Below are 18,193 nucleotides of genomic sequence, written 5' to 3' on the forward strand. Positions count from 1 at the left end.
TTGTTAAAATCTGCTGAATAGTATTGTTTTTATAATACTTAATCGAATTGTTTGATAAAAAGAAATTTTGTGAAAAGCGTCTTTGATAAAGTGGTAAATAATTCTAAAATATTGATGAAATAATAGAATGATTATTTGATTGAATATTTTTTATTTCGTTAAAACATTTCGTATATTTGCAAGTACATAAAACAAAAAAATTACATTTATGGCATTTGATATTGAAATGATAAAAAAAGTGTACGAACGTATGCCCGAAAGGATTTCAAAAGCACGTGAGCTTGTGGGACGTCCGTTAACACTTTCTGAAAAGATTCTTTACGCTCACCTTTGGGACGGAATGCCTCAAAAAGCGTACGGGCGTGCAAAGGATTATGTGGATTTTGCTCCTGACCGTATTGCTTGCCAGGATGCAACTGCCCAGATGGCTTTGTTGCAGTTTATGCACGCTGGAAAATCAAAAGTTGCGGTGCCTACAACGGTACACTGTGACCACCTTATTCAAGCCAGAGTTGGGGCAGAACAAGATTTGAAAGTTGCTCAAGAGCAATCCAAAGAGGTTTTTGATTTTCTGTCTTCAGTATCAAATAAATACGGAATTGGTTTCTGGAAGCCCGGGGCGGGAATCATTCACCAAGTAGTTTTGGAGAATTATGCATTTCCCGGCGGAATGATGATAGGTACAGATTCACACACGCCCAATGCCGGTGGTCTTGGAATGGTCGCTATCGGGGTAGGTGGTGCCGATGCCGTAGATGTAATGGCGGGAATGCCGTGGGAGCTTAAATTCCCAAAAGTAATTGGGGTAAAACTCACAGGAGAACTCAATGGTTGGACAGCCCCGAAAGATATCATTTTACGTGTCGCCGACATTCTTACAGTAAAGGGAGGAACGGGAGCGATAATTGAATACTTCGGAGAAGGAGCTAAGTCCATTTCGTGTACTGCAAAAGGAACAATTTGTAATATGGGGGCAGAAATAGGGGCAACAACTTCTACTTTCGGGTATGATGATTCAATGAGAAGATATTTGCGTGCCACAGGTCGTGAAGATGTAGTGCTTGAGGCTGATAAAGTAGCGAGCCATCTTACGGCTGATGCTGAAGTATATGCAAATCCTGAAAAATATTTCGACCAATTAATTGAGATAAATCTTTCTGAATTAGAGCCTTACATAAATGGTCCTTTTACTCCGGACAGAGGAACGCCGGTTTCAAAAATGAAAAAAGTTGCCGTTGAAAATGGCTGGCCATTGAAGGTAGAGTGGGGCTTGATAGGTTCTTGTACAAACTCTTCATACGAGGATATGACACGAGCTGTTTCTATCGTGGAGCAAGCCTTGGACTTGGGAATCACACCAAAAGCAGAACTTGGTATAAATCCTGGTTCTCAGCAAATTAAATACACTATTGAACGTGACGGAATTATCGATGCATTCAAAAAACTTGGCACAAAAGTTTTTACCAATGCTTGTGGTCCTTGCATCGGTCAGTGGGATAGAGAAGGAGCTGAAAAACAAGAAAAAAACACGATTATTCACTCTTTCAACCGTAACTTTTCTAAAAGAGCAGACGGGAATCCGAACACGCACGCATTTGTTACTTCACCTGAAATGGTTGCTGCTTTGGCAATTGCAGGGCGTTTGGATTTTAACCCAATGACAGATAAACTGTTAAACGATAAAGGAGAAGAAGTTATGTTCAAGCCTCCTTTTGGGGAAGAACTTCCGGAGAAAGGATTCGATGTTGATGACCCTGGCTATCAATCTCCTGCAGCAGACGGTTCATCTGTTCAGGTGGTAGTTCGTCCTGACTCACAGCGTTTACAACTACTTGAGCCTTTCCAACCTTGGGACGGAAAAAATATTACAGGAGCCAAATTACTTATCAAAGCCGAAGGAAAATGCACCACAGACCATATTTCAATGGCAGGACCTTGGTTGCGTTTCCGTGGGCATTTGGACAATATTTCAAACAATATGCTTATTGGGGCGGTAAATGCTTTCAATTCAAAAACCAATTCTGTAAAAAATCAGCTTACTGGAACATACGGTGAAGTGCCGGCGGTACAACGTCAATACAAAGCTGAAAACATTCCTACCATTGTAGTGGGAGACCAGAACTACGGAGAGGGATCGTCACGTGAACACGCAGCTATGGAACCTCGTCATTTGGGAGTTCGGGCAGTTTTAGTAAAATCATTTGCACGTATTCACGAAACGAATTTGAAAAAGCAAGGAATGCTTGCCTTAACTTTTGCTAACGAAGCTGATTACGATAAAATTCAAGAAGATGACACAATTAACTTTTTGGATTTGACTGAATTCGCTCCAAACAAGCCATTACATTTGGAATTTGTTCACGCTGACGGAACAAAAGACGTTATCATAGCAAATCATACTTATAATGATAGCCAAATTGAATGGTTTAAGGCAGGGAGTGCTTTGAACTTAATAGCGGCAAGTGCAACAAAATAAATAGCTGAAGACTAATTACCATAATATTTATTTTTTAGTGAAGAAGCAGGCTCTTTAAGAGTCTGCTTTTTAGTTACTGAAAGGTAAAATAAATTTTATTTCCTCTTTTGCTCTTTATGTTAAAATTCATACTTTTGTGCTTTCAAAATTGAGAAAAAATATTCAACAGATGATAAACAAAATTAAAGAACATATTGCCGAAATTGAGAATTTTAATGCTTCAACAAAGGAAGAAATAGAACAATTACGAATTCAATATTTAGGAAAAAAAGGAATTTTAAACGATTTTTTTGCGGCGTTTAAGCAAGTTCCTAATGAAGAAAAGAAAGCATTTGGGCAAGTTATAAACGAACTTAAAAGTAAGGTAGAAAATAAAGTACAAAAACTCCGTGAGGCTTTGGAGCAAAAGCAGGAAAGCAAAGGTGTTTACGGCGATTTGACGCGTCCGGCAACTCCTATTGCTATCGGGGCGAGACATCCAATATCACTGGTAAAAAACCAAATCGTGGAAATCTTTTCCAATATTGGATTTAATGTTTCCGAAGGTCCTGAAATTGAGGACGATTGGCACAACTTTACGGCATTGAATTTGCCTGAGTATCACCCTGCTCGTGATATGCAGGATACGTTTTTCATTCAAACCAATCCCGATATTTTGCTCAGAACACATACCAGTTCGGTGCAAGTTCGTTATATGGAGAATCACAAACCGCCAATTCGTACCATTTCTCCGGGACGTGTGTTCCGCAACGAAGCCATTTCGGCACGTTCACACTGTTTATTCCATCAGGTTGAAGGACTTTATATTGACAAAGATGTATCATTTGCCGATTTGAAACAAACGCTTTTGTATTTCACCAAAGAAATGTTTGGAAAATCGAAAATCCGTTTGCGTCCGTCGTATTTTCCGTTTACAGAGCCTTCTGCAGAAGTGGATATTTATTGGGGATTGAATAACGAAATCGATTATCGTATCACCAAAGGAACGGGTTGGCTCGAAATTATGGGATGTGGAATGGTTGACCCTAATGTGTTGAAAAACTGCAATATAAATAGTGAAGAGTACAGCGGTTTTGCTTTCGGAATGGGGGTAGAACGTATAGCGATGTTGCTTTATCAAATAGGAGATATTCGTATGTTTTATGAGAATGATGTCCGTTTTTTAGAGCAGTTCAAAAGTTCTTTTTAGAATGACAATAAAAAAGCAAGTTCTAAAAAACTTGCTTTTTTTGTTATTTCTTTACAGAGGAATATTACTTCTTTTTGGAAGATGTTGGAGGAGGAGGTGGAACTAACAACTCCATATCATATTTTTTAGCAAAGGCAGCTCTTTCTTTCTTGCTGTAGATGTCTAATTTTTCTACAATTCTATTCCCTTCTTTATCTTCTAAGACAATGATAGTGTTTCCGTCTTTCCGACTGGGCACTACTTCCATATCTATCATTTTGTATTTATCAGAAGAAAGCAAATATATTTTTGGATCTTCGTTGATAGGTAATGGCGGAGGTGGTAATTCCTCAGCTTTCTTCACTCTGATAGCAGATGGCGGAGGTGGTGGCGGAGGTGGCAATTGTAAACCATACTTCTTAGTAAAAGCCTCTCTTTCTGATTTATTGGTAATTTGCTCCACGATTTCATTACCTGCCTCATCTGTCAGAGTAACAGTCGTTTTTTCTCCTTTTCCGTTAGGAAGACCTACCCCTTGCACTTTTATTATTTTATATTTGGTAGATGTTTGTAAGGGAGAAACTTCTTTTTGTTTTTTTACCTCTTGGGCGTACGTTTTTTCGGCAAAGATGAATAAAAACAAAACACTTACCGGAATAAGCAACGCCACTTTGCATAAATTACGAAAATGATTTACTTTTGTTTGTAACATAATCAGACGTTTTTTTGTGTTGTAAAAATTGAAATAATTATAAATCGGGACATTTGCAGAAGCAGCTCTTTTTAGTATAAGCATCTGATATTCTGCAATATTTGTGTGTTTAGAAATCACACAAGCATCGGCTAAAAACTCGTGATTGATTCGGATAGCTTTCCCAAACAAATGCACCACAGGGTGAAACCAAAACACGATTTTCAAAAGCTCGACAAAAAGCAAATCAATGGAATGTTTTTGCCGAATGTGGGTCAGTTCGTGAAGTAAAACTTTCTGTTCATAGGCATCTTTTTTATTGATAAAAATGTAATTCCAAAACGAATGAGGAGCACATTCCTCTTCTAAAATCACCAAATAAGCTCCTTGATAGCTCTGTTTAGGATGTTTTTTAATTCTGTTGAAGATTTTAAGCAAGTTACGCAAGAAACGAAATAACATCAGAAATGCAACTAATCCGTATAATGATATGATAATCAATTCAGTAAAGTTGCGGGTTTCTGTAATGGGTTGTTCTGTTGTAGGGTTTACGTAGAATGTAGAAGTGCTAACCTCTTGCGTTGGGGCTATTTGCTCGAATGTTTTTTCGAATATCGGCTCAAAAGGCATTTCGATAGCAATCAGCGGAAAAACAAACGACGCCACTAAAGCCAAAATTAAGAAAAACCTATTGAATATCAGCATTTTTTCTCGCGATAACAGAAAGTGATAAAACGAGTAAAAACACATACCACATAATAACGTTTTGATAAGATACGGTGTCATTTTATTCTTTTTTAAGGTTTGAATCTACTATTTTTTTCAATTCTTCCCATTGCTCGGGCGTCATTGAAATTTCCTTTGCAAAAAAGGAAGCAAACTGAAAGGCTGAATTACCAAAATAATCGCTGATAATGGTTTTCATCTTTCGGGAAAAATAAGCATTTTTAGAAACTTTCGGATAATACTCACGTGAATTTCCCCGCTGATGATATCCTACCATCTCCTTGTCAATCATTCGTTTAAGAAGCGTGGCGATGGTTGTACTTGCAGGCTTAGGGTCGGGATAAGCCTCCAATAAATCTTTCATATAAGCGGTTTGCTTCTGCCATAAATATTCCATAAGTTGTTCTTCCGTTTTCGATAATTTCTTCATATTTCTACAAAGTTAGATTTTACACTACAAATGTAGAAACAAATTTTTGATAGAAAAAATTTTTCACCAACTTTTTTCAAAATAATTTTTATTCGTCCAAAAAATCGGTTTATAAGTGTTTGATTTTGTGTAAGTATTGCGGTTTTAGTTATTTCCTATTATATTTGCCTTTTTTTAGACAATGCTCGAAGTTAATAACATATCATATACACACGATAGCTCGGATGCAGGTTTTCGTAACATTTCTTTTCAACTCAAACAAGGTGAACATTTGTCGGTTATGGGCGAGAGTGGCTGCGGTAAAAGTACCTTACTGAAAGCCATTTACGGATTATTCGACCTGCCTGAAGGCACGATTTTTTTCAACGAAAAGAAAGTGGTAGGACCTTCGCGTCAGTTAGTTCCCGGATTCGAGAAGATGAAATATTTGGCACAAGATTTTGGCTTGAGTCCGTATCATACTGTTGCTGAGAATGTTGGTAAATTCCTGTCAAACATTGATTTGGAATATAAAAAACAACGTGTAAGCGAGTTGCTTTCGTTGGTGGAAATGGAAAGTTTTGCAAACAGAAAAGCTCTTCTGCTTAGTGGCGGCGAAAAGCAACGCATCGGTTTGGCAATGACTTTGGCACAAGAGCCTGAACTGCTGATACTTGATGAGCCTTTCAGCCAAATCGATAATTTCAGAAGAAGCAATTTACAACGAACGCTCTTTTCCTATTTGAAAGCCAAAAAAATCAGCTGTGTTGTTGCTACACACGACGGAAAGGAAGCGTTATCTTTTTCTGATAAAGCTCTGATAATGAGAGATGGAAATCTGCTGATGTTTGGAGATTTATTAGATGTATATAACCAGAAAGATGATTTTTACACAGCTTCACTCTTTGGGGACGTCAGCAAATATACGGAAAACGGAAAAACGACTTTTTTAAAACCGTATCAAATTGAAGTTGTTGAAAAATCGGGTTGGGAAGCATCGGTTGAAAATTGTTATTTTCAGGGAGAAAAATTTCTGATAATTGGTGTTTCTAACGGAGAAAAGGTTTGTTTTTTGAATAATTTCCCGTTAGAAATTGGGCAAAAAGTTTATTTATCTAAAAAGAATTAATATCTTTGCCCGAAAAGTAATACTGTTAAAAACAATAAGCTATGAAAGCATTTTTTGAAGCTATACAATATCTTTTTGAAGAAATTTTATTTATCCCGTTGGATTTTTTACGCAATTTGGAACTTGAAAATTGGTGGACAGCCAACCTGATAAGTTGGGTTTTTATTTTGGTCGCCATCGTGTTTTTCGTGTATTGGTTAGGTCAGTTGCGTAAATATGACAAAAAGAACGATGAACGAACAGATGTTGTTTCGCATTCATTTTTCAAATAGACTTAAAACATAAAAAAAGAGCGATTAGAAATTTCTAATCGCTCTTTTTTGTTCTAAATCCCCAGCATATTTTTCGGGTCTAAAATTTCGTCTAATTTTTCTTGTGAAAGCAAATTATGTTCCAAAACCAAATCATACACCGATTTTCCTGATTGTAAGGCTTCTTTGGCAATTTTGGTACTGCTCTTATAACCGATATATGGATTGAGTGCCGTTACAATTCCGATACTGTTTTTTACCATATTCAAACATACTTCACGATTGGCGGTAATGCCCACAATACATTTCTCGCGGAGCGTATCCAAAGCCCTTTCCAAAAATACGATAGACTCGATAATTGACTGACAAATAACAGGCTCCATTACATTAAGCTGTAACTGACCGGCTTCGGCAGCAAAGGTTACCGTCAAATCATTTCCGAACACTTTAAAACATACTTGATTTACAACTTCGGGAATTACTGGATTTACTTTTCCTGGCATAATGGACGAGCCGGGTTGCATTGCCGGAAGATTAATCTCGTTCAAGCCGGCACGTGGTCCGGAAGAAAGCAAACGCAAATCATTACAGATTTTTGAAAGTTTCACAGCCATACGTTTTAATGCCGATGAATAAATTACATATGAACCTGTATCAGGCGTGGCTTCTACTAAATCGGCAGCGGGAACGAAGGCTTCACCTGTGATGTTTGCCAACTTTTCTGCACAAATTTTCGGAAATCCTTTCGGAGCGTTTAATCCCGTTCCAATGGCAGTTCCTCCCATATTGATTTCTAAAAATAAATCGGAAAGGTTGTTCAAACGTGTAATTTCTTCTTCCAAAGTGGCTGCAAAAGCTTCAAATTCTTGTCCGAGTGTCATCGGAACGGCATCTTGCAGTTGTGTACGTCCCATTTTGATGACATCAGCAAACTCTTTTCCCTTACTGCGGAAAGCCTCCACAAGCTGTTTTAAATGTTGCACCAATGAGTCATTCATTCGGATAATTGCCAATTTAATGGTAGTTGGATACGCATCATTGGTTGATTGAGAGAGATTTACGTGGTCATTAGGCGAACAATGTTGATAATCACCACGTTCATAACCCATAATTTCCAAAGCTCGGTTGGCAATTACCTCATTAGCATTCATATTTACAGAGGTTCCTGCTCCACCTTGAATCATATCCACAGGGAATTGCTTGTGCATTTTGCCTTCAATCAATTCGTTACAAGCCTGTGTGATGGAAGTCAAAAGTTCGGTAGGGAGCAAACCCAGTTCGTGATTGGTTTGAGCGGCAGCCAGTTTCACATAAGCAATTGCTTTTACAAATTCGGGGAATTCACTCATTTTGCTTCCCGAAATATAAAAGTTATCAATAGCTCGCTGTGTTTGTACGCCGTAGTAGGCATCTGCCGGAACTTGCAAATCTCCTAATAAATCTGATTCTGTTCTAAATTTTGACATATTGTTAAAATTTTATTGAGTTTCTTTGAATGTTTTATATTATCTGGCAAATTTGACAATTATTTAATTTTTTATTGTTGCAATGAGCAGATAAAATTTCCGTAAAAGTATGAAAATATTTTATATTGAGAAATAAAAAACATTTCTTTATTTGATGAATATATAAAAATGATGTGGTTATTTTTCGAAAATGAAAAAATATTGCCTTCAAAAATCGCTATATCAGAAAAATACATTGAATTTTGAAGAGTTGATTAATTTGGTGTTGATAAGTTTGTGCATAACTATTTTTTATTTTAAGATTTATTAGTCTTTTATTTGTTTAGTTTCGCAACACGTAAATCTTAAGAAAGTTTTTCTTTTAAGCGATTGAATAACAAATATTAATAGTTTGTATTACAAAAAACTCAATCTTGTTTTCTGATAATTTCAGAAATTGAATTACTTCACTAACTATATTTTATATAAGAAAAATCTTAAGCAGAATTTAACTCAAAAAAGTTACTCTAATACAAGTATTTTTATTTTAATAACCCCAGACTTCACCGCTATTGTGGAGCAAAAAACAATTTATTATGTCAAAATTCACAAAATTAACACCAGAACAACTAAAAACGAAGCGTAATTTTATTGAAAATTACCTAAAATCACTTAATGCAGCGAGCGGCTCACTATTTGATTCAAATGCAAATGTTTCCAACAAAAATGTTGCAACAATGGAAGCTGAACTCAATAAAGATATTAATATTCAAGTAAATAGAGCATTGGTGTCACACAAAATTGCCCAGTTTTTCGGTCAGGAATTAGCAGATGAATACATCCGTCAGATTGAGGAACACGAAATTTATGTTCACGATGAAACCAGTTTGAAGCCTTATTGTGTGAGTGTTTCGATGTATCCGCTTTTGCTTGATGGGCTTTTAAAACTCGGCGGAGAGTCCAAAGCTCCGAAACATTTGGCAAGTTTTTGCGGTTCGTTTGTAAATTTCTTATTTTCAGTGTCTTCTCAATTTGCGGGAGCTGTGGCAACAGTTGAGTTTTTGATGTATTTCGATTACTTTGCCCGAAAAGACTATGGAATCAATTACTTACAAACACACGGAAAAATAGTGGAGAACGAAATGCAACACGTGGTTTATGCTATCAATCAGCCTGCTGCAGCCCGCGGATATCAATCTGTATTTTGGAATATTTCATTGTATGACAGACCTTATTTTGATTCAATGTTCGGAAATTTTGTTTTTCCGGATGGAAGTAAACCCATTTATGAATCATTGGACAGACTTCAGAAATATTTTATGAAATGGTTTAACAATGAACGAACCAAAGCCATTTTAACATTTCCGGTGGTTACGGCGGCAATGCTGACGAAAGACAAAAAAGTTTATGACTGGCAGTTTGCCGACTTCTGTGCCGAAGAACTCAGCGAAGGAAACGCATTCTTTATTTACCAATCTGATAATGCCGACTCGTTGGCAAGTTGTTGCCGCTTGCGAAATGAAATTTCGGATAACACATTCAGCTACTCACTGGGTGCAGGCGGCGTTTCTACAGGAAGCATTAATGTTATTACCATCAATATGAATCGGTTGTATCAAAAAGGACTTTCTTTGGAAGAAATGATAGATAAGATTCATAAATATCAAGTAGCGTATCGTGCTATTATTCAGGATTATAAAGATGCCCGAATGCTTCCCGTGTACGATGCCGGATTTATTTCGCTTGATAAACAATTTCTTACCATTGGCATAAACGGAATGGTGGAAGCTGCGGAATATCTGGGAATGAAAATATCTGATAATGAAGAATATAAGGCGTTTATCAATAAAAATTTGAAATTAATTTACAACAAAAATAAAGAAGCCAAAGCAAAGTACGGCTATATGTTCAACACGGAATTTGTTCCTGCGGAAAATTTGGGCGTGAAAAATGCCAATTGGGATAAGGCAGACGGGCTTTTCGTTCCAAGAGATTGCTATAATTCTTATTTTTATATTGTTGAAGATGAATCTGTTAATATAATAGATAAGTTTTATATGCACGGACACGAGTATATTCAGTTTTTAGATGGTGGTTCGGCATATCATTGTAATTTAGAGGAATATCCAACTAAAGAAGGATTTTTAAAACTACTGAATGTGGCAGCAAAAACGGGTTGTAACTACTTCTGCTTTAATATAAAAGTAACGTATTGTAACAGTTGTGGTTACATAAATAAACATACTTCCGGACATTGCGTGAAATGCCATTCAACAGACGTTGATTACGCAACACGCATCATTGGATATTTAAAACGAATAACCAATTTTTCAAAAGACAGACAAAAGGAAGCAAAGAAAAGATATTACGGAAATGCTGAGGTATAGTGATTATAATATTGTTTTACAGGAAATTCCCAATGAAATTTCGTTATGCTTTACAATAACGGGCTGCCCGTTAGCTTGCAAAGGTTGCCATTCCGAGTACCTTTGGAATCCCAATTCGGGTGGGCCCTTAACTGTGAATTTGCTGGAAAAACTTCTTGATAAATATGAAGATACTATCAGTTGTGTACTTTTTATGGGAGGCGAATGGGACATTCAGGAATTGCTTGATTTTATTGCGGTGGCAAAAAGAAAAGATTTAAAAACAGCTCTTTATACCGGATTGAATATTAAGCAAGTACACCGAAAATATCCCGAACTCTTACAACAATTGGACTATATAAAAACAGGCAAATGGATTCCGTCATTGGGCGGTCTTGACAGCAAAACCACTAACCAGCACTTATTGGAACTCAAAACGGGGAAAATATTGAATCATTTCTTTTGGAAGCAATAAACTTTGTTATTTCCTTTCTCTGCTAAAAACAGCAAAAATCACAAAAGTAACCAACGAAGGAATCACCCATTCCAAATGATAGTTATTCAAAGGTAGGGAGTCCTTTATTTGAAACAAAAAATCCAAATTCCAATTTAAGTTTAGGTTTTTCAACACGGAAATGAGAGATACCAAAGCAGTTGCTATAATGCTGGCAATGAAAGGAGTTCGTGTTTCTACAAACCTTCCGAAAAGTAATATGTACAGAATAAGTGTAAAAACAATCGGGTAAATGAACAAAAGAATGTTGATGGCGTAATTTATAATGCTGTCAACACTGTTCACAGATATAAAGGCAGAAATAAACGTACATAAAGTAACTCCCAATTTGTACGGAATTCTTCCTTTTGACATTTTTTCAAAAATGGAGCCTGTGGCAGAGGTCAAAGCGATGGCTGTTGTTAAGCAAGCAAAGGCGATGGCTATTGCCATAACATATGTTCCTCCTTTCCCTAATATTGAAGTTGAAATATGAAGCAATAGATTTGTTCTTGAAATTTCAGATGGAGAAACTCCGGTTGCCTCCAAATAATCCGAAGTAGCACCCAAATAAATCAACCCTCCGTAGATAAGAAGCAAAGCCAAAGTGGATATCATTCCTGCCGATATGGTTATTTTAACCCGCTCTCTAACAGAAGTATATCCGTCACTAACCACAGCCGAAATGATAATTCCTGCGAAAATAACGGAAGCCAAAACGTCCAAAGTTTGATAACCTTCCGCAAATCCTACACTGAATGCCTTTGAACTGTACAATCCTTCTATTCCTTGCTCAATAGGCTTCACGGGGTATAAAATCCCTAAAATAATTAAGGCAAATAGCGATAACAACAAAATTGGGGTTAAAAACTTCCCAATGATGTTCACGATTGTTGTTCGTGAAATTGACAAAACCCAAACAATTGCAAAAAATATGATTGCAAAAACAATATTGCTTAATTCTGGAAAAGAAGGACTTATGCCAACCTCAAAGGTAGTTGCTCCTGTGCGAGGAATCGCAACCAAAGGTCCAATACATAAAATTATTAGAACAGACAGAATATTAATAAGTTTTGGGTGTATTTTCTTTCCTAAGTCAGTAAACGAAGTTCCTGATTTTGTAACTACAAGAATTCCTAAAAAAGGAGCTATAATTGCCGATATAAAAAATCCGATTAATGCCTCTCCCCAATCCTTTCCAGTGCCTAATCCTATCAGAGGAGGCAAGATAAGATTTCCTGCTCCGAAAAACATTGCAAACAGTGCGAAACCTACTGTGGTGATTGTAACAATTTTGCTTTTATGAGTTTTCATTAATAATTTAGTTTTGTAGTTAAAGTAAGGGATAATTGTACTGAAAAATTTAGATTATTTTTCATATTGATTGATGCAAAGATAATGGTTTTTGTCAAAACTACCCAATTTCTTTTTTTGTGTTGATTTTCGTTTTAGGGAGAAATATGAATAATTTAATTAATTGTAATTCAACAGAATTGTTTTTAGTGAAATACAGAAGCTTTAATTTATAAAATAAGGCTAGGGGATTAGGAGAAAAAATTAAGCCTTAAAATGTTGTTTATCAACAAATTAAGGCTTTTGATTTGTGCGGGTGAAGGGACTCGAACCCCCACGCCGTGAAGCACCAGATCCTAAGTCTGGCGTGTCTACCAATTTCACCACACCCGCCAGTGATGAGCGTTTTGAGGTTGCAAATATACGCAAGTTTTTGTAATAAAAAATATTTTCCAACAAAAAATGATAAAAAATCTTTTATTGATAATTTAATTAATTCAATTATAATTATTTACAAATAATGAGATTTTTTAGGAATAAATATTACGGGTGAAATTAAATACGCAACTTATAAAAAGAAACAGGTTTAGGTTTTTGTCTAAAAAGTGTTAAATATAAAATCTTTCAGAAATGTTAAAAAAACTCGAATATGTTAAATCTATGTAGGAAAATAAAAAAAAAATAGGAAAAGAGAAAAAAAGTAAAGATATTTGTCGAAATTTTGTGTGTTGCCTCACATAGTCGTATATAAAACAAGATTTATATTTTACATATAACTTTATGACAATGAAGAAAATATTATTAATCCTTACAATTTTTATTTTTGGAGGAAAGTCCTATGCTCAGGAATTACACTTGCCTCAGATGAATCAGTATTTGGCAGATAGTGAGTTTTTAATCACATCTACTTATGCGGGGATTGGTGACTTTGTTAAGTTGCGATTTAGTGGGGTTTCCCAATGGGTGGGGATTAAAGATGCACCTGATTATCAATCGCTTTCTGGAGATATTAGGATAGGAGAACGAAGCGGAGCAGGCTTGATTCTTTACAATGATAAAAATGGAAATACCAAGCAAATGGGAGGGAAGGCAAGTTTTGCTCACCATTTAACGTTAGATCGTTATGAGAATCATTTCGTATCCTTTGGTATTTCGTATGCACTGAATTCTTTCCGAATTGATATTGATAAGTTTGACCAATCGGCAGGGGCAGACCCTTCCGTTACGAACAATCGTTCACAAATAAATCACAACTTTGATGTAGGATTTTTGTATCGTTACAAAGGATGGTTCTTAAGTTTGAATGCGTTAAATATTTTGAATAAAGATATTGATGTTTTTGCAACAAACGAGCCTAAAGCGTTACGCAACTACACTTTATATACTGGATACAGATATAAAAGAGATCGTAACAGTAGTTTTGAAATAGAACCTTCCATTTTCGCCCAATTTTACGAAAGTGACAGGCGTTCTTCAACGGACGTTAACCTCAAATTCCGATGGAGAGATTTGGAGGATTACTACTGGGTAGGGCTGAATTATCGATTTTTGAATGATAAAATATTTGTGCCACTAAATGCAGGTCCTATGGCGGGTATAAAAAGAGGACATTTTTATTTTGCATATTCATATCAGTTGATGCTGAACAATATAATAAAATACAATTCAGGAACACACGTTATTACTTTAGGGCTTGATTTATTCCAAGGAGTAAGTAATTGTAGATGTACTCACCAATAATATGGGGCAAATTATTTTAAAAAACATACGAATTCACACAAATCACGGGTGTTTGAATGAGGAAAAGCTAATAGGAAGCGATTATCGTGTTGATTTGAAAGTTAAATTAGGTTTGGAAAAATCAATAACTTCAGATGACTTATCTGACACAGTAAATTACGTTCATTTAAACAGAATAGTGAAGGAAGAAATGGCAATTCGCTCAAAACTTCTGGAACACGTTGCAGGGAGAATATCTGACAGAATATTTAAGGAATTACTTCGAACAGAGAAAGTTGTAGTGAAAATTTCTAAATTAAATCCACCAATAGGAGGAGATGTTGAAGCTGTAAGCATAAAAATAAAACGAAAAAGATTTTGTTAATATTAGAAAAGATTGTACATTTGCGACCTGAGTAAAAAAAGGCATCGTGGCCGAGTGGCTAGGCAGAGGTCTGCAAAACCTTGTACAGCGGTTCGAATCCGCTCGATGCCTCTAACTTAGTTCAAGTACTTAGTATAGAAACAACACTAAAAAATAAATAATATGACAAACGTATTAGATAAGTTTATTCAGGATATGAGAAATAATGTTCCTGGATTTATTGCAGTATCTGTTACAGAGGTAAGATCTGGAGTATCTTATGGCTCTGATACGGTAGACCCTAATTTTGACCCTAGCTTAGCTTCTGCCTATCACTTGGAAGTTGTTAAGTCGGAGCAAAGTGCACTTCAAGTTTTAGGATTAAAAGATAAGATTGAAGATATTTTGATTACTTTGGCAAATCAAATTCATATTATAGACATCTCTGCCAACGGAAGTTATTTTATTTATCTGGCAGTAGATTCTACAAAAGCTAACCTTGGATTAACGAGAGCGTTGCTTGCTAAATATAAAAAAGATTTAGCAGCTGTTTTCTAAAAAATATACTTTTAAGATTTTGAAACCTGAACAATTTTGTTCAGGTTTTTTATTTCAGTTTTTTAAAATGAAAATTCAGTAAAGATACAAAAAAGAAATTTAAAAGCCAATGATTTTGGTCATACTTTCTTAGCGATTTTAGAGATAACTTTGTTTCGTAGAAATCATTCAAAATAAAAAAGAAAACACTATGAAACAGCGAGTTCCCATATCTCAAATTATGTCGAGGAAGTTGATAACATTAACCCCGACACAGTCTTTGTACGATGCAGAAAGGCTTTTTAAAAAGCACAAAATTCGTCATATTCCTGTGGTGGAAAATGACAGAATTGTTGGTATTGTTAGTTATTCCGATTTGTTGCGAATCAGTTTTGCAGATATGACCGATAACGAAGATGAGGTGACTTCTGTGGTTTATGATATGTACACCATTCCACAAATAATGGCAAAGACACCTCTGACGGTAAATTCCGATGCAACAATTAAGGAAGTGGCTGAAATACTATCAAAGCAAAGTTTTCATTCCATTCCCGTTTTGGAAAATGATAAACTGGTAGGAATTGTAACAACAACCGATTTGATTAACTATTTGTTGGAGCAATATTAAAGGTGAATTCAAACATAAAAAGCTGAGAATTTCTCAGCTTTTTCTTTTTTTGCAGATATTATAAAAATAGGTTTACTAAGTTTTACTTCTGATTGTTAAACTGATATTTCACAGAGAAAGCCACATAAGGATGATAGCGTGTTTGCGTTTTTAAGGCGAATTTATCACTGTTTCTTTGTTGGATTTGTCGGTGTGAATCGAATATGTTCCAGCTCGAAAGTGTCAGTTGCCAACGATTGCGTTTAAAACTTTTGGTAATTGACGCCGAAGCCGAGAAAATTCCGTCGTTCTCAAATTGCAAACCCGTAACAGGTGATTGAAATGCCAAATTCAATCGGGCAGAAACATCTTTCGGAAATTTGAACGTATTGTTCATCTTTCCGTGGAAACGCCACTGCGAAAAACGATTTTCAATGTTATCTACACTCGTTTTTTGGTCGAAATAAAAACCACTTAATGATGCGTTTACATTCCACCACGAAAAAACATCAAGTCCTGTCATCAATTCCGAACCTACCGACCACGAATCGCCTAAGTTTTCCTGAGTAATGAGTAAAATATTATCACGAAACGGACGGCGATAATCTCCAAAGAAATCGTGCTGATTACGTGCGAAAATCTCTGCCGAAACAAAATCCTTGCCCCACGATTTTTTAAAATTCATTTCGTAAGCATCGGTGTAACTGAATCGCAAACGGCTGTTTCCATTGATATAAGTGTACCTGTCTTCCATTTTGAAGACGGAAGTAATTGTCCAATATTCAGGGCGTTGTATGCGTCTGCTGTAACTGGTTGCCAATTGCGTATCGTCCGAGAAACTATACAACAAATGCACGGACGGAAACCAATCGGTAAAGTTCTTTTTGTACTTATCGGTTACTCTTTGCTCTGCTGCTTTGTTGTAAGCGTACGAAACATCACGCCGTGTATGCTCTACCCGAAGCCCCAATTTGTACTCGAATTTCTTCCAACTACTTTTAAAGGTGGTGTAAGCAGCGTACTCATTCTGTTCGTATTTAATTTTCTGATTACTCGGGAAATCGGGGGAAGGAATGCCTATTTTATTGCCTTGAAAAATTCCGCTTTCGCTGGTAATTTCAGGAATGAAGTCCGTTTTTATGGCAATTCCTGCTTCCAAATTGCTTTTTTCGGTCAGAGGCAACTCGTAAGCCAATTCCGTAGAAGTAAAGATTTCATTTTTTTCTGCTTCTATGCTTCCAAAAACGATGGTTTCTGACGGACGCGTCCACACGTTTCGAGATTCCGTATCAGAGCTTCCTATAAACACATCGTATCCCGAAGTTAGTTTCAGCGAGTGCGATTTATCCTTATTGAAAAAGTGATTGTATTCCAAATTCACGCCCACCATCTGATAATCAAAAGTATAACTATTGTCGCTGGTTGATTTTTCCGAAGTGATTAGGTTTCGGTTTAGGTCGAATATGTTTTCAACGGTTTGGATGTAGGAAGTTTCTTTTTCGCGGTCGCGTAAAGGTTTCAGAATTACTGAAAAATCAATAAAATCATTATCAGTTACATCATAATTGAACCCAAATTCAAAGAAATTACTTCTGTTTCGCTTTTTGGAATTGTTTATTTCGTGTATTTCAAAGAATTTATTATCAGATTGCAGCTGGTTGAACGTTTCCATATCCGTTTTTGTTCTGGTGGAATGCCCCAAATATGCAGAGGTGTGCCAACCGCCTTGTTTTCCCTTTTTATCTACCGAAAAATTGATTTGACTTGTGCCGAGGGAGTTTCCCAACACGGAGGAATTGATGGCATACCCTTCCAAGCGGTTCTTTTTGAGCAAAACACGGATAATTCCTGCCGTTCCGCTTGAACTGTATCGGGCGGACGGATTGGTAATGATTTCAATCTTTTCAATTTGCGAAGCCTCAAGTGTACGCAAGCGTTCCTCGCCATTTTTCACGGCGATTCCGTTAATATACACGGCGAACGAGCCTCCTTCGCGATAACTTATCTTCCCATCGACGCTGATTTGAATTGATGGCACATTGGTGAGCAAATCAATAGCGTTGGAAGCCTCCGGAAAGGCAGCCGCATTGATGGTTTTTCGGTCAACGCTGTAAGAAAGTGCCGCACGTTTGCCTTCCACCACCACTTCTCCCAGATTTTCGGAGGTCATCTTCAGCGAAATCACGCCTAAGTCGGTTTTATTATGCGTGAGGTCGATTTCTTTTGTCAGTTTTTCATATCCCACAAAATGAACTTTCATTAAATATTTTCCTTTTTGCAGGTTTTTTATCTGAAAATAGCCTTTTTCGTTCGAAACTACGCCGATTTCAACCGATTCGTTGGATATTCCTTGAAGAGCTACTTCTGCAAAAGGCATTTCTTCTTTTGTTTGGGCATCAATTACCTTGCCCGAGAGCGAAAGATGTTGCCCGTAAGAAAGCGTACTTAAAAAAGATAAAATGATAAGGAGTTTTTTCATAAATGATTATTCTGATTGGTGTTGTTATATGAGATATGCA

At 36.4% G+C, this 18,193-nt stretch carries 15 protein-coding genes and 2 tRNA genes; 11 read left to right on the forward strand and 6 right to left on the reverse strand.

The window, feature by feature from the left end; translation table 11 throughout:
• Positions 1-208: 208 nt before the first annotated feature.
• Together GN105_RS07075 and pheS are read left to right on the forward strand one after the other, a co-directional pair.
• Positions 209-2,476, forward strand: a complete 2,268-nt coding sequence (locus tag GN105_RS07075; RefSeq protein WP_155284716.1) for an aconitate hydratase — start codon at positions 209-211, stop codon at positions 2,474-2,476.
• Positions 2,477-2,645: 169 nt separating this feature from the next.
• Positions 2,646-3,665 (forward strand): phenylalanine--tRNA ligase subunit alpha, encoded by a 1,020-nt coding sequence (gene pheS / locus GN105_RS07080; RefSeq protein WP_155284717.1) that lies wholly within the window; start codon positions 2,646-2,648, stop codon positions 3,663-3,665.
• A gap of 64 nt (positions 3,666-3,729) precedes the next feature.
• Here the strand turns inward: pheS and GN105_RS07085 are convergent, their stop codons facing one another.
• Together GN105_RS07085 and GN105_RS07090 are read right to left on the reverse strand one after the other, a co-directional pair.
• A complete protein-coding gene (locus GN105_RS07085; RefSeq protein ID WP_227978809.1) occupies positions 3,730-5,121 on the reverse strand; it encodes a M56 family metallopeptidase in 1,392 nt (463 codons plus the stop codon).
• Between the two features lies 1 nt (position 5,122).
• Positions 5,123-5,491: a BlaI/MecI/CopY family transcriptional regulator gene (locus tag GN105_RS07090; RefSeq protein ID WP_155284718.1), complete on the reverse strand. Its 369-nt coding sequence runs from the start codon at positions 5,489-5,491 to the stop codon at positions 5,123-5,125.
• A gap of 181 nt (positions 5,492-5,672) precedes the next feature.
• On the opposite strand from GN105_RS07090, the gene GN105_RS07095 reads away from it, so the two are divergent.
• Positions 5,673-6,599 (forward strand): ABC transporter ATP-binding protein, encoded by a 927-nt coding sequence (locus tag GN105_RS07095; RefSeq protein ID WP_155284719.1) that lies wholly within the window; start codon positions 5,673-5,675, stop codon positions 6,597-6,599.
• Between the two features lie 41 nt (positions 6,600-6,640).
• A complete protein-coding gene (locus GN105_RS07100) occupies positions 6,641-6,871 on the forward strand; it encodes a DUF6341 family protein (RefSeq protein WP_155284720.1) in 231 nt (76 codons plus the stop codon).
• A gap of 53 nt (positions 6,872-6,924) precedes the next feature.
• On the opposite strand, the gene aspA is transcribed toward GN105_RS07100, so the two are convergent.
• Complete coding sequence (aspA, locus tag GN105_RS07105; protein ID WP_155284721.1) at positions 6,925-8,316, reverse strand: aspartate ammonia-lyase; 1,392 nt, start codon at positions 8,314-8,316, stop codon at positions 6,925-6,927.
• A 575-nt stretch (positions 8,317-8,891) separates the two neighbouring features.
• Between aspA and nrdD the strand changes: the two genes are divergently transcribed.
• Entirely contained in the window at positions 8,892-10,682 is a 1,791-nt protein-coding gene (gene nrdD / locus GN105_RS07110; protein ID WP_155284722.1) for an anaerobic ribonucleoside-triphosphate reductase, read from the forward strand.
• Positions 10,669-11,136, forward strand: a complete 468-nt coding sequence (gene nrdG, locus GN105_RS07115) for an anaerobic ribonucleoside-triphosphate reductase activating protein (protein ID WP_155284723.1) — start codon at positions 10,669-10,671, stop codon at positions 11,134-11,136. Before nrdD ends, nrdG begins: the two co-directional genes overlap by 14 nt.
• Positions 11,137-11,142: 6 nt before the next feature.
• On the opposite strand, the gene brnQ is transcribed toward nrdG, so the two are convergent.
• Positions 11,143-12,468 carry a branched-chain amino acid transport system II carrier protein gene (gene brnQ, locus GN105_RS07120; protein ID WP_155284724.1) on the reverse strand — a complete coding sequence of 442 codons (1,326 nt, stop codon included), beginning with the start codon at positions 12,466-12,468 and terminating at the stop codon, positions 11,143-11,145.
• A gap of 290 nt (positions 12,469-12,758) precedes the next feature.
• Positions 12,759-12,840: transfer RNA gene (locus GN105_RS07125), tRNA-Leu, on the reverse strand.
• Between the two features lie 393 nt (positions 12,841-13,233).
• On the opposite strand from GN105_RS07125, the gene GN105_RS07130 reads away from it, so the two are divergent.
• The 5 genes from GN105_RS07130 (at position 13,234) to GN105_RS07150 (ending at position 15,695) form a co-directional block, all read left to right on the forward strand.
• Positions 13,234-14,187, forward strand: coding sequence for a PorP/SprF family type IX secretion system membrane protein (locus GN105_RS07130; protein ID WP_155284725.1), 954 nt, complete (start codon positions 13,234-13,236; stop codon positions 14,185-14,187).
• Between the two features lies 1 nt (position 14,188).
• Positions 14,189-14,551 (forward strand): dihydroneopterin aldolase, encoded by a 363-nt coding sequence (folB, locus tag GN105_RS07135; protein ID WP_155284726.1) that lies wholly within the window; start codon positions 14,189-14,191, stop codon positions 14,549-14,551.
• Positions 14,552-14,591: 40 nt separating this feature from the next.
• Positions 14,592-14,662, forward strand: a tRNA-Cys gene (locus GN105_RS07140).
• A gap of 51 nt (positions 14,663-14,713) precedes the next feature.
• Entirely contained in the window at positions 14,714-15,088 is a 375-nt protein-coding gene (locus tag GN105_RS07145; protein ID WP_155284727.1) for a hypothetical protein, read from the forward strand.
• 190 nt (positions 15,089-15,278) lie between these two features.
• Positions 15,279-15,695: a CBS domain-containing protein gene (locus tag GN105_RS07150; protein WP_155284728.1), complete on the forward strand. Its 417-nt coding sequence runs from the start codon at positions 15,279-15,281 to the stop codon at positions 15,693-15,695.
• 82 nt (positions 15,696-15,777) lie between these two features.
• Here GN105_RS07150 and GN105_RS07155 read toward each other — a convergent pair whose 3' ends face one another.
• Complete coding sequence (locus GN105_RS07155; RefSeq protein WP_155284729.1) at positions 15,778-18,153, reverse strand: TonB-dependent receptor; 2,376 nt, start codon at positions 18,151-18,153, stop codon at positions 15,778-15,780.
• Positions 18,154-18,193: the final 40 nt, after the last annotated feature.

It is taken from the genome of Capnocytophaga felis, from assembly GCF_009684755.1.
GTDB lineage: Bacteria > Bacteroidota > Bacteroidia > Flavobacteriales > Flavobacteriaceae > Capnocytophaga > Capnocytophaga felis.

Excerpts from the sequence above, each read along its gene's own strand:
- GN105_RS07075 (WP_155284716.1), top strand. The coding sequence starts at position 209 with ATGGCATTTGATATTGAAATGATAAAAAAAGTGTACGAACGTATGCCC.
- pheS (WP_155284717.1), top strand. The coding sequence starts at position 2,646 with ATGATAAACAAAATTAAAGAACATATTGCCGAAATTGAGAATTTTAAT.
- GN105_RS07085 (WP_227978809.1), bottom strand. The coding sequence starts at position 5,121 with ATGACACCGTATCTTATCAAAACGTTATTATGTGGTATGTGTTTTTAC.
- GN105_RS07090 (WP_155284718.1), bottom strand. The coding sequence starts at position 5,491 with ATGAAGAAATTATCGAAAACGGAAGAACAACTTATGGAATATTTATGG.
- GN105_RS07095 (WP_155284719.1), top strand. The coding sequence starts at position 5,673 with ATGCTCGAAGTTAATAACATATCATATACACACGATAGCTCGGATGCA.
- GN105_RS07100 (WP_155284720.1), top strand. The coding sequence starts at position 6,641 with ATGAAAGCATTTTTTGAAGCTATACAATATCTTTTTGAAGAAATTTTA.
- aspA (WP_155284721.1), bottom strand. The coding sequence starts at position 8,316 with ATGTCAAAATTTAGAACAGAATCAGATTTATTAGGAGATTTGCAAGTT.
- nrdD (WP_155284722.1), top strand. The coding sequence starts at position 8,892 with ATGTCAAAATTCACAAAATTAACACCAGAACAACTAAAAACGAAGCGT.
- nrdG (WP_155284723.1), top strand. The coding sequence starts at position 10,669 with ATGCTGAGGTATAGTGATTATAATATTGTTTTACAGGAAATTCCCAAT.
- brnQ (WP_155284724.1), bottom strand. The coding sequence starts at position 12,468 with ATGAAAACTCATAAAAGCAAAATTGTTACAATCACCACAGTAGGTTTC.
- GN105_RS07130 (WP_155284725.1), top strand. The coding sequence starts at position 13,234 with ATGAAGAAAATATTATTAATCCTTACAATTTTTATTTTTGGAGGAAAG.
- folB (WP_155284726.1), top strand. The coding sequence starts at position 14,189 with ATGGGGCAAATTATTTTAAAAAACATACGAATTCACACAAATCACGGG.
- GN105_RS07145 (WP_155284727.1), top strand. The coding sequence starts at position 14,714 with ATGACAAACGTATTAGATAAGTTTATTCAGGATATGAGAAATAATGTT.
- GN105_RS07150 (WP_155284728.1), top strand. The coding sequence starts at position 15,279 with ATGAAACAGCGAGTTCCCATATCTCAAATTATGTCGAGGAAGTTGATA.
- GN105_RS07155 (WP_155284729.1), bottom strand. The coding sequence starts at position 18,153 with ATGAAAAAACTCCTTATCATTTTATCTTTTTTAAGTACGCTTTCTTAC.